The organism is Lacipirellula parvula (assembly GCF_009177095.1).
Lineage (GTDB): Bacteria > Planctomycetota > Planctomycetia > Pirellulales > Lacipirellulaceae > Lacipirellula > Lacipirellula parvula.
Window position 1 is genome coordinate 3,549,018 of the sequence record NZ_AP021861.1, and the last position, 15,236, is coordinate 3,564,253.

11 protein-coding genes are annotated in these 15,236 nt (G+C 62.8%); 10 read left to right on the forward strand and 1 reads right to left on the reverse strand.

From position 1 onward, the window contains the following. Positions 1 to 97 precede the first annotated feature (97 nt). From PLANPX_RS13925 to bioA, 4 genes are all read left to right on the forward strand, one after another. Positions 98 to 1,363 carry a PQQ-binding-like beta-propeller repeat protein gene (locus PLANPX_RS13925; protein ID WP_152099320.1) on the forward strand — a complete coding sequence of 422 codons (1,266 nt, stop codon included), beginning with the start codon at positions 98 to 100 and terminating at the stop codon, positions 1,361 to 1,363. An 84-nt stretch (positions 1,364 to 1,447) separates the two neighbouring features. Continuing rightward, a complete protein-coding gene (locus PLANPX_RS13930; RefSeq protein ID WP_152099321.1) occupies positions 1,448 to 3,427 on the forward strand; it encodes an ABC transporter ATP-binding protein in 1,980 nt (659 codons plus the stop codon). A 152-nt stretch (positions 3,428 to 3,579) separates the two neighbouring features. Further along, a complete protein-coding gene (locus tag PLANPX_RS13935) occupies positions 3,580 to 4,371 on the forward strand; it encodes an SAM hydrolase/SAM-dependent halogenase family protein (RefSeq protein ID WP_152099322.1) in 792 nt (263 codons plus the stop codon). Between the two features lie 130 nt (positions 4,372 to 4,501). Beyond that, positions 4,502 to 5,827, forward strand: coding sequence for an adenosylmethionine--8-amino-7-oxononanoate transaminase (gene bioA, locus PLANPX_RS13940; protein ID WP_152099323.1), 1,326 nt, complete (start codon positions 4,502 to 4,504; stop codon positions 5,825 to 5,827). A 165-nt stretch (positions 5,828 to 5,992) separates the two neighbouring features. Here bioA and PLANPX_RS13945 read toward each other — a convergent pair whose 3' ends face one another. Then, positions 5,993 to 7,402, reverse strand: coding sequence for a hypothetical protein (locus PLANPX_RS13945; RefSeq protein ID WP_152099324.1), 1,410 nt, complete (start codon positions 7,400 to 7,402; stop codon positions 5,993 to 5,995). A 336-nt stretch (positions 7,403 to 7,738) separates the two neighbouring features. On the opposite strand from PLANPX_RS13945, the gene polA reads away from it, so the two are divergent. From polA to nusB, 6 genes are all read left to right on the forward strand, one after another. After that, a complete protein-coding gene (gene polA, locus PLANPX_RS13950; protein ID WP_232536115.1) occupies positions 7,739 to 10,642 on the forward strand; it encodes a DNA polymerase I in 2,904 nt (967 codons plus the stop codon). Positions 10,643 to 10,941: 299 nt separating this feature from the next. Next, positions 10,942 to 11,547, forward strand: a complete 606-nt coding sequence (coaE, locus tag PLANPX_RS13955) for a dephospho-CoA kinase (RefSeq protein ID WP_152099325.1) — start codon at positions 10,942 to 10,944, stop codon at positions 11,545 to 11,547. 308 nt (positions 11,548 to 11,855) lie between these two features. Then, positions 11,856 to 13,337, forward strand: a complete 1,482-nt coding sequence (gene rho, locus PLANPX_RS13960) for a transcription termination factor Rho (protein ID WP_152099326.1) — start codon at positions 11,856 to 11,858, stop codon at positions 13,335 to 13,337. A gap of 100 nt (positions 13,338 to 13,437) precedes the next feature. Next, positions 13,438 to 13,806, forward strand: coding sequence for a (2Fe-2S) ferredoxin domain-containing protein (locus tag PLANPX_RS13965; protein ID WP_152099327.1), 369 nt, complete (start codon positions 13,438 to 13,440; stop codon positions 13,804 to 13,806). Between the two features lie 83 nt (positions 13,807 to 13,889). Then, entirely contained in the window at positions 13,890 to 14,363 is a 474-nt protein-coding gene (gene ribH / locus PLANPX_RS13970; protein WP_152099328.1) for a 6,7-dimethyl-8-ribityllumazine synthase, read from the forward strand. Between the two features lie 119 nt (positions 14,364 to 14,482). Next, positions 14,483 to 14,890, forward strand: a complete 408-nt coding sequence (nusB, locus tag PLANPX_RS13975; RefSeq protein ID WP_152099329.1) for a transcription antitermination factor NusB — start codon at positions 14,483 to 14,485, stop codon at positions 14,888 to 14,890. Positions 14,891 to 15,236: the final 346 nt, after the last annotated feature.

The following is a 15,236-nucleotide window of genomic DNA, read 5'->3' on the forward strand; positions in this document are numbered from 1 at the left end:
TTCGTTCCCAGCAGAGGTTTACTCCGGCCGCAGAATGTCGATCATGGGTTGCTACGGCTCCATGCAAACCCACTCGTTCCACAACAGGTGAGCTATCGTGCCTTCCCTCTTTCGTATCCTCTCTTTGATCGTCGTCATCTCCGCGCCACTGGCCGTCGCTGAGCCAGTCAACGACGGCATCACCGTCGACGCCGCCGACTGGCCCTGGTGGCGCGGCCCGAGCCGCAACGGCGTCGCCAATCCCGACCAAACGCCGCCGACCGAGTGGAGTGCCACGGAAAACGTTGTTTGGAAGACCCCCGTCCCCGGCCGCGGGCATAGTTCGCCAACTGTTTTCGGCGACCACGTCTACCTCGCCACGGCCGACGAAGAAGCAGAAACCCAATCGATCGTCTGCTTCGATCGCACGACCGGTAAGCAGTTATGGGAGACAGTCTGCCATCGCGGCGGCTTGATGCGCAAGAACGAAAAGTCGTCGGCCGCATCAGGCACCGTCGCCTGCGATGGCGAAAGCCTCTTCATCTGCTTCGCCAACAGCGACGCCGTATTCGTGACGGCGCTCGCCCTCGACGGAGAGCGGCGCTGGCAAGAAAAGATCTGCGATTACAAGATTCACCAGGGTTTCGGCGCCTCGCCGGCGATCTACCAATCGCTGGTCATCGCCTCAGCCGACAGCCACGCCGGCGGGGTTCTCGCCGCGCTTGATCGCAAGTCGGGGAAAGTCGTGTGGAAGCACGATCGCCCGCAAGAACCGAACTATACCTCGCCGATCATTTTGCACGCCGCCGGCAAGGACCAGCTCTTTCTTACGGGTTGCGGCCTCTTCTCCAGCTTTGATCCGCTGACCGGCAACGTGCTGTGGGAAGTCCCCGGCGCCACGATCGAGTGCGTCACCTCGACCGTCACCGATGGCGAGCGCGTCTTTTGCAGCGGCGGCTATCCGAAGAATCATCTCGCCGGCGTTGCGGCCGACGGCTCGGGCGAGCTCGCTTGGGAAACGCGTGACCGCGTGTACGTCCCCTCGCTCATCGAGCGCGACGGTTACCTGTTCGGCGTCCTCGATGCGGGCGTCGCCACTTGCTGGGAGAGCGCCACCGGCGATCAGGCCTGGAAGAAACGGCTCGGCGGCGAGTTCAGCGCTTCACCCGTGCTCGTGGGAGACGTGATTTACGCGACCAGCGAAAAGGGCGAGACGTTTGTCTTCCGGGCAAACACCAAGAAGTACGAAGAAATCGCCGTCAATAAGCTCGGCGACTTGGCGCTGGCGAGCCCCACGATTTGCGGCAGCCGAATTTACATGCGCGTCGTCGAGCAAGTCGACGGCGAACCGCAGGAAATGCTCTACTGTCTCGGGAAGGAGTGAGCCCTCGCGATCGGCCACGATGCCGATCGACTGCCCCGCCGCGTTGATAGACCAGCCTAGCACCTTGGGCGATCCGGAGAGCGTATGCCATCGCCCCCTTCACATGATTCGGCGTCTGACTCGCCGCCGCCGAACACCGCCACGAGCCGCACGCGGTTCGATCACTACCGCGAGTTGGTGCGGACGAAGCAACTGCCGAAAGGGGGCGGCCCACACGGCGAAGGACGCAATCGCGAGGAAAAAGGGCGCGTCCGCTCGGCGCGGCAACTGGCGTGGGCATTCATTCGCCTGCTACGCCCCTTCCGCCTGCAGGTTTTCTGGATCCTCGCCTCGGCAACGATCGCCACGCTCATCGGCCTGCTCCCCCCCGCCGGCACGAAGTTCATCATCGACTACGGCCTCAGCGGCCGGACGCTTCCCGAGCCGTGGCGCAGCCGCTTCCCGCAACTCGCTGATCCGCACCGGCTGCTGTTAGCAACCGTGGTCGCGGTGGTCATCGTGTCCCTCGTAAAAATCGTCATCTACCTGTGGGGCCGGTGGTACGCGACGAAGATCTCAAAGCAAATTCAACTCAATGTCCGGCAGCGCGTCTTCGAACATGCCGTGCGATTGCCGCTCCATCGCGTGCAGCAAATTCGCTCGGGCGGCGTCGCGTCGATCTTGCGCGAAGACGGCGGCGCCGTCGGCGAGTTGATGTTCGGCATGATCTTCAACCCCTGGCGAGCGGTCATCCAGCTCGTCGGCAGCCTCGCGATTCTGGCTTGGGTCGATTGGAAGCTGCTCACCGGCGCCGTCATCTTGCTGCCCGTCGTGTTCTTCACGCACCGGGCCTGGATTAGCAACATCCGGCCGCAGTTCCGCGTCATTCGCAAGCAACGCGAGCAAATCGACGCCGGCGCCGCCGAATCGTTTGCCGGCATGCGCGTCGTGCGAGCGTTTAGCCGGCAGCGTCGTGAGACGGCCCGCTTCGTCACCGACAACAACCTCATGGCGCGGCAGGAACTTTACGCCTGGTGGTGGATGCGCGGCATCGAGATGGTGTGGGAAGCGCTCATTCCCATCGCGAGCGCGGCGCTGCTGTTTTACGGCGGTTGGCAGGTCCTCGCCGGGCAAATCACCGTCGGCGACCTGATGATGTTCCTCGTCTACCTCCTGATGCTGCTCGAACCGCTCGCCACGTTGGTTTCCAGCGCTACGCAATTTCAGAACAGCCTCAGCGGCCTTGATCGAGTGCTCGACCTGCTCGACGAAGCCCGCGAGATGCCCGCTTCGCCGAACTCGATCAAAGTCGATCACCGCGCGATTGCCGGCGCCATCGAGTTCGACAACGTCACCTTTGCCTATCCCGGCGGCGAAGCGCCGGCGCTCAGCGACGTGAACCTGAAAGTGCAGGCGGGGCAAACGGTCGCGCTCGTCGGCCCCAGCGGCGCCGGCAAAACGACGCTCAGCAATCTGGTGGCGCGGTTCTACGATCCCACCGCCGGCCGCGTGCTGCTCGATGGCCGCGACCTCCGCGACTACGACGTCGAATCGTTCCGCGCGATCCTCGGCATTGTTGAACAGGACGTGTTTCTGTTCGACGGGACGATTGCCGCCAACATCTCTTACTCCCGCCGCGACGCAACAGAGGGCGAGATTCGCGCCGCCGCCGAAACGGCTAACGCCGCCGAGTTCATCGACCGGCTCCCCGACGGACTGCAAACCGTCATCGGCGAACGCGGCGTCCGCCTCAGTGGCGGGCAGCGGCAACGCCTCGCGATCGCACGGGCCGTCCTCGCCGATCCGAAACTGCTGATTCTCGACGAAGCGACAAGCAACCTCGACACCGACAGCGAGCAACTTATCCAGCAAAGCCTGGCGACGCTCATGCAAGGCCGCACAAGTTTCGTCATCGCCCACCGCCTCAGCACGATCGCCGGCGCCGACCTCATCGTCGTGGTCGAAGGGGGCCGCATCAGCCAGACTGGCACGCATGCAGAACTGATGGCCCAAGGGGGTAAATACCGCAGCATGGTCGAGCAGCAGATTCACATGACGCTCGGCAGCATGGCCCCCGGCGGCTAACGCATGAGATAGAATATGCGCGCCGTGCGAAAAGCCTGTGGGAGGGGTCTCTGACCCCGAAGCGGCGTTGCGCTGCCAGAATCGCTGGCAGTGGTGACCGGCATCGGCGTCGGAGACGCCTCCCACAGAAAACTTGCTGAAAAAATAATTCGATGCCCCCCATCCCCGTCATCACGCTCACGACCGACTTCGGCGAGGGGAGCCCTTACATCGCCGCGATGAAGGGCGTCATCCTCTCCATCAACCCCGCGATGCAAATCGTCGACGTCACGCACGCCATCGCTCCGCAAGACGTCCGCGGCGGGGCGATCATTCTCGACGAAATCACCCCGCTATATCTGAGCGGATCGCTGCATATTGCGGTCGTCGATCCGGGCGTCGGCTCGGCCCGGGCGCTCGTTTACGCCGAGATCGGCGATCAGCGATACATCGGCCCCGATAACGGACTGTTCTCGCGGTTGGCGAGTCGGCTCGGCGCGTCTAAGATACGTGCTATCACCGAGGAGCGGTGGTTCCGGCAGCCCGTGGCGCCGACGTTCCACGGTCGCGATATCATGGCGCCGGCGGCAGCGCATCTCAGTCTCGGGGCAAATCCCGACGACCTGGGCCCGCCCTTTGCGCAGCTCGTTGAACTCGTCTGGCCGGGAGCAGTGAAAGTGGCAAATCGCATCGACGGCCAGGTGACGGCGATCGACTCGTTCGGCAACCTGATCACCGACATCACCCGCGAAATGCTCGCCGGCGTCCCGACCGACGAGACAGTCGGCATCTTCTGCGACGAGCACGAAACCCGCTGCATTTTCAACGCCTACGCCGATCAGCCCCCAATGACGCTGATCGCGCTCATTGGCTCGAACGACTGCCTCGAATTGGCAATCGTCGAGGACAGTGCGAAGATCATGCTCGGCGTCCGCGTCGGCACGCCGGTGCAGGTTAAATGGTAGCTGACGCTACGTCAGTGGTCCGTTGTCAGTCGTCAGTTGCTGCTGCCGCTCGTTCAAGCTCCCCGCCTACGCTCCCTCCCCGTATTCGCAACTGACAACTGACTACGGACCACTGACACTCCAGATCACCATGGCAACCGCGGCGGAACTAACTGACTGGGATCTTCGCCACTTCTGGCACTCGTTCACGCAAATGAGCGAGTACGAGTCGATGATCATCGAGCGGGCCGAAGGGTGCTGGCTCGTCGACGTCCATGGCCGCCGTTACCTCGATGGCGTCAGCAGCTTGTGGTGCAACCTACTAGGGCACCGACATCCGCGGATCGAAGCGGCCGTCGCCGAACAGCTCGGCCGGCTGCCGCACGCGACGACGCTTGGCATGGGGAACGTCCCCGCGGTGGAACTTTCTCGCCGGCTCGCGGAACTCGCTCCCGGCGACCTCAACCGCGTCTTCTACGCCAGCGACGGCGCCTGTGCGGTCGAGGCGGCGCTGAAGATCGCCTTCCAATACTGGCTGCAATGCCCGCAGCCGCGCTCTGGCAAAACGAAATACCTCGCCTACGATAGCGCCTACCACGGCGATACCCTCGGCAGCACCGCAGTTGGCGGCATCGAGCGGTTTCACGCCCTCTACCGGCCGCTGCTGTTCGACGTGCTGCGATTGCCGCCGCCGGACGCCCGCACCGGCGACGCGGCGTTTCATTTGGCGAAGCTGGAGGCAATTCTCCAGCAGCATCACGCCGAGATCGCAGCGCTGGTGATCGAACCGCTGCTACAAGGCGCCGCCGGGATGGTGATGCAACCTCCGGGTTACCTCCGCGGCGTTCGCGAGCTCACCAAGAAGTACGACGTGCTGCTGATCGCCGACGAAATCGTCACCGGCTTCTGCCGCACCGGCCGGATGTTCGCCTGCGAGCATGAGGGGGTGACGCCCGATATGCTCTGCCTCGGCAAAAGCATCACCTCCGGCACGCTGCCGCTTGCCGCGACGATTGCCACGGACGAAGTTTACGCGGCGTTTCTCGGCGATTACACCACCGGCTGCACGTTCCATCACGGCCACACGTACGCTGGCAACCCGATGGCGGCGGCCGCGGCCTGCGCGACGCTCGACGTCATCGGCGATGAACGCGTCCTGGAAGAAACAGTCCCGCGACTCACGGAACGCCTGGCCCGCGCCCTCGCGCCGCTGCAAGAACATCCGCATGTCGGCGACATTCGGCAACTCGGCACGATCGTCGGCGTCGAGCTGTGCGCCGATCGCGCGACAGGCGCGCTCTACCCGCCCCAGGAACGCCACGGCTACCACGTCTGCAAGCGAGCAACGGGGCAGGGGGTCTGGCTGCGGCCACTGGGCGACGTGATCGTCGTGATGCCGCCGCTCTCGATCAGCGACGCTGAGTTAGAACTGCTCGTCAGCGTCCTCACGCAAAGCATCGACGCCGTCTGCAAGTAACCGCGACTGCAGCCGCCGGTCAACGACCGGCCGGAGCGTCCCTGCAAACGCTCGCCAAACCGCCGAATGCTCGTAAAATCATTGCGTAGCGCTTCGCAGCGAAATGGAACTCGCTCCGGCGGCTCGTTGAGCCGCGGCTCCCCGAACGCGAGCTCGCGCGACGCCCTAGTACGTCAGCGTCGGAGTCCGCTTCTTGAACACGCCCGCCGGCTGCACCGTCTTGCGCGGCAGTTGCTCGCCGAGTTTTTCAGGCGGGAAATCTTCCGCCCGCGAGCCGTAGCCCATGACGACCGAGCGGTTGTCGACGCGCCAGCCCATCAGCTTGATGAATTCATCGAGCGGAATCGTCTCAATGCCCAGCCGTCCTGCGTCTTCGCTGAGCGTATTCCAGGTGTCGCGGATCGCCTGATCGCGAGCCTGCGTCCCGTCGGGATATTCGCCCAGCACGAGGTAGCGAGTTTCGAGCTTCAGGTCGCCTTCAAGTTTACCCGCGTCGTCGATCGCCGCGTCGACCCGGCCGTTGCTGGCGGCAATGATGTTCTTCAGCTTCTGCAGGTCGTCCTTGCCGTCTTTATCGAGATCAATCTCGCCGGCAATGGCGAACCCAACCGTCCGGCCGCGATCCCAAACCTGGCTGAAGACGCGATCGCCCGTGAGGATCGGATTCTTCGGATCGTCGGATGTGATCTGAGCCTCGGCCATGTGGCCGTCGATGATGCGGGTGATCTCGATGCTCCCCTTCTTGGCGGCGGCCTCGGCGTCGGCGTTTCCTTCGCCGGCGACGCTGAACGTCACCTGCGGGCGCAGGCCGTCGTCCGAACCGAGATCAATCCACACCTTGCCGTGCCGCTGGTTGACCCAGGTGATTCGGCCGTCGGCCGGCTGGGCGAAGGCGTCGACCTTCGGCAAGCCTTCCTGAAGCTTCGAGATCATCCGCTCTTGCTTGTCGCTCGCGTTCTTTGCGGCCGATTTTTCGGCTTCGAGCTTCGACATCGCCTCGGCGTGCGTCGCGCGATCCTTCTCCATGCTCGCCGCGATAGCGTTGTTCTTCGCACTAATCTCGTCGTATTGCTGCTTCGACTTCGCCTGGACGTCGGCAAGATCTTGCTTCGCTTTTTCTAAGGCGGCGAGATGCTCCTTCACGCGGGCGTCTTTCTCCGCTTCCAGAGCGACCAGCTTCTCCTTGAGGCTCTTCACCTCAGCCTTGGTATTCACTTCGTTCTTGACGAGCTTTTCCTTCTCTTCGAAGACGTTTTCCAGCATCGTCTTGTAGTGCTTGCTGGCTTCGTCGTCGCCGATGCCGAACCGCTTCATGTCTTCGTCGAATTGCGGCTGCAGCGATTCGAAGAGCGCGTCTTCCTTGAAGCCAATCCAGTTCTTGTAGTTGCCCGCTTCCGCTTCGGCCTTGGCAACTTTGGAGTTAGCCTCATTGAGTTCGGTTCGCGATGCATCGCGTTCCGCGATCGCCGTTTTTCGCCAATTGTTGACGACCACCAATCCCACGACAAAGAGCAGGAGGAAAATCGTCAGGACGATGACGACGGCTTGAAGACCTTGATTCTCTTTCGCGGCCATGCGGCGACCTCAGTGTGCTTAATCTGCGCTAACTTCTTCTGTTCTCTAACAACGCTCTCGCTAACTTCTCAAACAATCGAGCGGGCGGGAGCGACGAGTCGGCGGGAAAAGATCTCGGTGGGAAAAGATCAACGCGGCGACTCGACCAACGCTTCCGCGCGGCGACCTCGGGCGATAGAATCGCCGTAAGTCGAGCTTAATTGCGGGATTAGGGTGTGTCAAACACCTGCTGGACCAGGGCCGTGGCGACCCCGCCGAACCGGTTGAGCAAGCCTCTCGCCTCTCCATCACTATTTTATGGCCGGGATTCGCCGGGCCCAGAGAAAATCGCCGACAATGGCCAAAAGAGCTCGCCAAACGACGTTCCCGGGCATGGACGAACCGGAACCGCAGCCCGCCGCCAAAGCGAGTCGCGCCGCTGCGGGGTTGGTGGTAAACCACGCCGCCGCGCCAGCCGAGGATTCGACGCCAGCCGGCCCTCTCGCCATCTGCGATTGGACGATTTATGTCGTCGACTCCTACTCGCTGATTTTCCAGGTCTTCCACGCGATGTCGGGCTCGGAGCTAACCAGCCCCCGCGGCGAACCGGTCGGCGCCGTCTATGGCTTCACCCGCGATCTGGTCCAGCTGATGGAGCGGAAGCAGCCGACGGCTCTCCTCTGCGCGTTTGACCTCTCGGGGCCGACATTTCGTCACGAAATGTACGACTCCTACAAAGCCGACCGCAGCGAGATGCCCGAATCGCTCTCGGCTCAGATCCCGAAAATCCGCGAAGTCGTCCAGGCGATGGGCATCCCGGTGGTCGACTACCCCGGCTTCGAGGCCGACGACGTGATGGCCACCGTTGCCCGCCTGTGCGAAGAAGGGGGGGCCCGCTGCCTGCTCGTTACGGCCGATAAGGACTGCCGGCAACTCCTCACCAGCCAAACCGCGATCTACAACATCCGCAAAGACCTCGAATACGGCGCCACCGAACTCTACGGTGATTGGGGCATCGCCCCCGAACAGGTCGTCGACTTCCAGTCACTCGTGGGCGACAAAATCGACAACGTCCCCGGCGTCCCGCTCATCGGGCCGAAGATCGCCAAGGAACTGCTCGAAAAGTACGGCTCGCTCGAAAACGTCCTCGATCACGCCGGCGAACTTGGCGGCAAGCGGAGCCAGAACCTCATCGAGCATCGCGAAGCCGCGCTCCTCTCGCGCAAGCTGGTCGAACTCGACAAGAACGTGCCGATTGCCATCGACTGGAGCTCGGCCCGCATCGGCGGCTTCGACGAAGCGCGGCTCGCCGACCTCTTCCGCGACTACGGCTTCCGGGGCCTCGCCGAGCGGGTGATGGCTGTCGCCGGCGCGAACACCGTGAAGACGCCGGGCCAGTTGATTCCCGCAGTCAGCGACTGGGACGGCGACTATCAGGTCGTCGACACCCCCGAAGCGCTCGCGGTGCTCATCAGCCAGATGGAGCAGCAGGAGCAGCTCTCAATCGACACCGAAACGACCGCGATCTCGCCGCGAATCGCCGAGGTCGTCGGTTATTCGTTCGCGTGGCGGCCAGGGCAGGCGTTTTATGTACCGGTGCGGGGCCCCGAGGGCGACCGCGTCCTCGACCCTGCGGAGACCGCCGCCGCCCTGAAACCGATCTTCGAAAACCCCGCGATCGCGAAGATCGGCCAGAACATCAAGTACGACATCATCGTGCTCCGCACGGTTGGGATCGAACTGCGCGGCGTCGCCTTCGACACGATGGTCGCCGACTATCTGATCGACTCGGGCGAGCGGACGCACAACCTCGACCACCTCTCGCTCAAGTACCTCGGTCACGAAACGATCCGCATCGGCGAGATCATCGGCTCGGGCAAGAACCAGCTCCGCATGGATCAGGCCCCCGTCGCCGCCGTCGGCGAATATGCGGCCGAAGACGCCGACGTGCCGCTGCGGCTGATGCCGCTCCTTGTCGACCGCCTCTCCGCGGACAACCTCGCCGAGCTCAACGAAACGATCGAAGTCCCGCTGATCGATGTCCTCGCCGACCTCGAGTACCTCGGCGTCAGCGTCGACGTCGCTCGGCTGAAGGAACTGAGCGTCGAATACGGCGAGCGGCTGCAGCAGCTAAAGATCGAGATCGAAGAACTCGCCAGCCGGCCGCTGAACATCGACTCGCCCAAACAGCTCGCCGAGCTGCTATTTACCGACCTGAAGCTGCCGGTCATCAAAAAGACGAAAACCGGCGCGAGCACCGACGCCAGTGTGCTGGAAGAACTTGCCCCGCTCCACCCGCTGCCGGCCAAGATTGTCGAGTACCGCCAATACTCAAAACTGCTCGGCACCTACATCGATGCCCTGCCGGAACTGGTGAATCCCGCCACCGGCCGCGTCCACGCCTCGCTCAACCAGGTCGTCGCCGCCACCGGCCGGCTCAGTTCCAGCAACCCGAACTTGCAAAACATCCCCATCCGCACCCGCGAAGGCCGTGAAATCCGCTCGGCGTTCAAAGCGGGAGAACCGGGCTGGGTGCTGCTCGCCGCCGACTATTCGCAAATCGAGCTCCGCGTCCTCGCCCACTACTGCGGCGACCCCAGCCTGCGGCAGGCGTTCGAAAACGACGAAGACATCCATCGCCTCGTCGCCAGCCAAGTAAACGGCGTGTCGATGGACGAGGTGACCAACGAAATGCGTCGCGGCGCCAAGGCGGTCAACTTCGGCATCATCTACGGCCAAAGCCCGTTCGGCTTAGCGAAGGGACTCGGCATCTCCAAGGAAGAGGCGTCCGACTTCATCGAGAAGTACTTCGCCACCTACCCGGGCGTGATGGATTACCTGATCGACACGCTCACCCTCTGCCGCGAGCAAGGATACGTCACCACGCTGTTCAACCGCCGCCGCGCGATCGACGGCGTCCGCCCCGTGCCGCCGGGGCTGCGCGAAAAGTCGGGCGCCCTCCGCTTCCTCAACGTGCCCGAACGAACCGCGGTGAACGCCGTCATCCAGGGAACCGCCGCCGATCTCATCAAGGTCGCGATGATCCGCATCCAAGACCGCCTCAAGCAAGAAAAGTTGCCCGGCCGGATGCTGCTGCAAATCCACGACGAACTACTATTCGAAACGCCGCCCGAAGCTGCCGCGGAACTCGCCGCGCTCGTCCGGCAAGAAATGTCGACCGTCGCCGAGCTCGCCGTGCCACTAAAGGTCGACGTGAAAGTCGGCCCCAACTGGGCAGCATGCGAAGCCTGGGAAGAATGATTCACGGTCCCTCGTGGCAAACTAATTCAACGAGTAACGGTCGCATGCTCAAGCATACTCAACTGTGAGGTTCCCTCCCCTTGAGGGGGAGGGTTAGGGAGGGGTGAAAGCAGCGGGTACCAGCGTTCACTCCCCCCTCCCCAGCCCTCCCCTCCAGGGGGAGCGAGCCAAAACATTTCCAATGGCTGAGCTGGCTCTCAACCAAGTGCAGTGACGCTCGCCACAAACGAGATTTTGCCGCGTCCGCTACCACTGAAACCCAACACCTGAACCCCAACACCTGAACCCCAACACCTTCGATGCTCACCATCGGCCTTATCGGCGGCATCGCTAGCGGCAAGTCAGCGGTTGCTGCTGCGCTTGCCAAGCGCGGGGCCGTCATCTTCGACGCCGACCGAATCGGCCACGCGGTTCTCCAGCGCTCCGCCGTTCGCGACGAACTCGTCGCCTTGTGGGGCGCCGGCATCCTCGACGGGGCAGGGGGGCTCTCACGACCCGCAATCGCGAAGCTCGTCTTCGGCGATACCCCCGCAGCGAAGGCCAACCGCCAGCATCTCGAAGAGCTTCTCCACCCCCTGATTCGGGCCCAAATCGAAGCCGAAATCCGCCAACTCCCCGACACCGACGTGCCCGCCGTGGTCATCGACGCTCCGCTGCTGCTCGAGTCGGGCTGGAACGAGGTCTGCCAGGCGGTCGCGTTCGTCGACGCCCCCCGCGAGCAGCGACTCGCCCGCGCCGAACAAAATCGTGGCTGGTCGGCCGAAGAATTCGCTCGCAGAGAAGCCTCCCAAATGCCGATAGAGCAGAAGAAGGGTTGGTCGACCCACATCATCCGCAACGACGGCTCGCTGTCGGAATTGGATGCCGAGGTCGACCGATTCTGGACCGCGGTTAGGCGTCGCTAGCTTGGTAAAAGCCGCAAATCTGTACCAAACTGCTTCCCCTGACTGCGGACGCTTGCCATACTAAAGGTCGCTTTTGTACGGAGTTTGGCCGAGGTCCCCGCCTTTACCTTGGCATTGAGTCCAGCGTCGCCGATTCCTGGCGAGGCTCGACAGAGAACGACTTCCTAATGTTTCCCGTTTCGTAGCGTGTTGCGCGGTAGTCCTGGCACGGGACTGCAGCGTCGTATCGTCGTGCACCAATCCCTCCCGTTGGCGCGTTTCATGCGCCGACGACTCTCCCTCTTTTCCGATTTCAGGAGTTTGTAGCCATGGCAGAGACCGGCAACCGCGGGCCGCGGTACAGTCGGCCCCAACAGCCCTTCCCCCGTCAACGTCGTTCGTACGACGAAGGCGTGGCCCCGATCGATCGCCAACGCTTGGCGGAGCTCGAGCAGGAAGAACCGCTGTCGTTCGCCGAAGAACTCGACAAGGCCGCCGAGCGCGTTCGCCGCGTCGGCAGCAGCATCGAACGGACCGACAAGCCCGATCCGAACATCCACATCGCCGCCCTTCAGCGATTGAGCATGCCCGAGCTCATCGAGATGGCGGAAGAAGAAAACATCGAAGAAGCGAGCGGCCTGAAGAAGCAGGACCTCATCTTCCGCATCCTCAAGTCGCGGGTGAAGTTCAACGGCATGATGTCGGGCGAAGGGACGCTCGAAATCCTCCCGGACGGCTTCGGCTTCCTCCGCTCGCCCGACTACCACTACCTTTCCTGCCCGGACGACATCTACGTCTCGCCGAGCCAGATCCGCCGCTTCGGTCTCCACACCGGCGCCACGGTCTCCGGCACGATTCGTCCGCCGAAGGAAAACGAGCGCTACTTCGCGTTGCTACGGGTCGAGTCGATCAACGGCCTCGATCCGAACATGGTCAACAAGAAGGTCATGTTCGATAACCTAACCCCGGTTCACCCCGACGAGCGGATCCGCATGGAAACGACGCCGGAAGAAATCGGCATGCGGGTGGTCGACATGATCGTCCCCATCGGCTTCGGCCAGCGCGGTCTCATCGTCAGTCCCCCGCGGGCCGGCAAGACCGTCCTCATGCAGAAGATGGCCAAGTCGGTCCTCGCCAACTATCCCGACGCTTACGTCATCATGCTGTTGATCGACGAGCGGCCGGAAGAAGTGACCGACATGGAGCGCCAAGTGAAGGGCCCCAATTGCGAGGTCATTTCTAGCACCTTCGACGAAACCTCCGCCCGCCACGTCCAGGTCGCCGAAATGGTGATCGAAAAGGCGAAGCGGATGGTCGAGTACGGCCGCGACGTGGTGATCTTCCTCGATTCGATCACACGCCTGGCCCGTGCCTGGAACAGCGAATGCCCCAGTTCGGGCAAGCTGCTCTCCGGCGGCATCGACGCCAATGCGATGCAGCGCCCGAAGCGGTTCTTCGGCTCGGCTCGTAAGGTCGAAGAGGGGGGCTCGCTCACCATCATCGCGACGGCGCTCGTCGACACCGGCAGCCGCATGGACGAAGTGATCTTCGAAGAGTTCAAGGGGACCGGCAACCAGGAGATCGTCCTCGATCGCCGCCTAGTAGACCGCCGCATTTGGCCCGCCATCGACATCACCAAGAGCGGCACCCGCCGCGAAGAGATGCTGATGGATCCCGAAGAGTACCGCCGCGTGAGCCTGCTGCGTCGCGTCCTCAACGAGATGAACGGCCCCGATGCGATGGAACTGCTCGGCACCCGGCTCCGCAAGACCGGCTCGAACGCCGAGTTCTTGATGAGCATTAAGGACTAGCCCGCCATTCAAAGCGGAGAGTGGAAAGCCGAGAGCGGAGTGTCCCCGCAGGACGCCGCCTTCCGCTTTCTGCTCTCCGCTTTTTTATTTTTTGGAACTGATGCCGAACGATTCCGCCACTCCCTGGTCCGAATTCACCGCCGTCGGCGCTGACAAAATTCAGCGTCACCTGTTTCTCTGCGCCGACCAAACGAAGCCGAAGTGCATCGATAAGGAGTCGAGCCTCGAGTCGTGGGATTACCTGAAGCGCCGACTGAAGGAACTGAAGCTCACCGGCGACGGCGGCGTCTTCCGCACGAAGGCCAACTGCCTGCAAGTTTGCGCCCGCGGACCGATCGCAGTCGTTTACCCTGAGGGGGTCTGGTATCACTCCTGCACCGTCGCGGTGCTCGAGCGGATCATTCAAGAACACCTTATCGGCGGGCAGATTGTGGAAGAGTTTCACTACGCTCCGCCGGAAGCCGTGTAGCCATCGTCAGTTGTCCGTGGTCATTAGCCGCTGAAAGGCAAACTGCTTCCGATCACGGATCCCCGATCACCGATCCCAAACTCATGCCTAACGAAATCCAACCCGCTCCTGCTGACGCCCACGACCGCTACGCGATCGTCGTCGCCCAGTGGAACCAGTCGGTCACCGGCGTCTTGCTCGAAGGCGCCGTTGCCACGCTCCGCGGCGCAGGCGTCGCCGACGACCACATCGACGTCGCGTGGGTCCCCGGTTCTTGGGAGTTGCCGCTCGTCGCCCAGCGGTTTGCCGAGGGGGGCGAGCACGCGGCGGTGATTTGTCTCGGCGTCGTCGTCCGCGGTGAAACCTCCCATGATCAGCACATCAACCGCGGCGTGAGCCTCGCGATGAGCCAAATTTCGCTGCAATTCGACATTCCCGTTCTGTTCGGCGTCCTCACCTGCGAATCGATGGAACAAGCCGTCGACCGCGCCGGCGGAGCCCACGGCCACAAGGGCCAGGAGTGCGCCGAGGCCGCCCTCCACATGGTTGGATTGCTCAAGAACCTTCCAGCGTCGTAGAATACTCCTGAATGACGAAGCCCGAATGACGAATGACCAAATTCGGGTAGCTTACGCATCGTCGCCGCCATTCGTCATTCGCTCATTCGCTCATTCGTCATTTAAGCATTCCCACCGCCATGTCCCGCCGTAGCCGCGCCCGAGAAATCGCCCTCCAGGCCCTCTTTCAAGAAGACCTGAACCCCGAAAACGCCCTGGGTAACCTCGGCGTGTTCCTCGCCGCGCGCCTGCAAGAAGAAGAGCAACGCGAATTCGCCAAGCTGCTCGTCCTCGGCGTCAAACGCAATCAGGCGGAACTCGACGCCCTCCTCGCCGACAAGGCCGAGCACTGGTCGGTCGGCCGCATGCCCGCCACCGACCGCAACCTGCTCCGCCTCGGCGCCTACGAAATCCGCTACTCGGATACGCCCCACCGCGTCGCGATTAACGAAGCGGTCGAACTTGCCAAGCGCTACGGTACCGCGAACTCGCCGCAGTTCATCAACGGCATCCTCGACAAGCTGATTCAACGGCCCGCGGCGTCGTAGCGAGCGATTCCTTGGATCCGCAACCGTTCGCCCGCATGCCTGCGCGCACGGCTGCGCGAGCAGCGATAAATGTGAACTTTGAGGTCCCCTCCCCTTGAGGGGGAGGGTTAGGGAGGGGTGAAAGCAGCGGGTACCAGCGTTCACTTCCCCCTCCCCAGCCCTCCCCTCCAGGAGGAGGGGGCCAGAACATTTATTTATTAGTTGCAGTTGCGCGCTCGCTATGCAACTCTATCGGTGCGCGAAACTCTACCGCTCGCTCCCAGCGAACCGAGCGTAACGTCTATTCCGCCCCATGCGGAATCGTGCATCGCGCGTTCCCGCATCTGTCGATCTTTCCGTCCAGTCG

Excerpts from the sequence above, each read along its gene's own strand:
- PLANPX_RS13930 (WP_152099321.1), top strand. The coding sequence starts at position 1,448 with ATGCCATCGCCCCCTTCACATGATTCGGCGTCTGACTCGCCGCCGCCG.
- PLANPX_RS13935 (WP_152099322.1), top strand. The coding sequence starts at position 3,580 with ATGCCCCCCATCCCCGTCATCACGCTCACGACCGACTTCGGCGAGGGG.
- bioA (WP_152099323.1), top strand. The coding sequence starts at position 4,502 with ATGGCAACCGCGGCGGAACTAACTGACTGGGATCTTCGCCACTTCTGG.
- PLANPX_RS13945 (WP_152099324.1), bottom strand. The coding sequence starts at position 7,402 with ATGGCCGCGAAAGAGAATCAAGGTCTTCAAGCCGTCGTCATCGTCCTG.
- polA (WP_232536115.1), top strand. The coding sequence starts at position 7,739 with ATGGCCAAAAGAGCTCGCCAAACGACGTTCCCGGGCATGGACGAACCG.
- coaE (WP_152099325.1), top strand. The coding sequence starts at position 10,942 with ATGCTCACCATCGGCCTTATCGGCGGCATCGCTAGCGGCAAGTCAGCG.
- rho (WP_152099326.1), top strand. The coding sequence starts at position 11,856 with ATGGCAGAGACCGGCAACCGCGGGCCGCGGTACAGTCGGCCCCAACAG.
- PLANPX_RS13965 (WP_152099327.1), top strand. The coding sequence starts at position 13,438 with ATGCCGAACGATTCCGCCACTCCCTGGTCCGAATTCACCGCCGTCGGC.
- ribH (WP_152099328.1), top strand. The coding sequence starts at position 13,890 with ATGCCTAACGAAATCCAACCCGCTCCTGCTGACGCCCACGACCGCTAC.
- nusB (WP_152099329.1), top strand. The coding sequence starts at position 14,483 with ATGTCCCGCCGTAGCCGCGCCCGAGAAATCGCCCTCCAGGCCCTCTTT.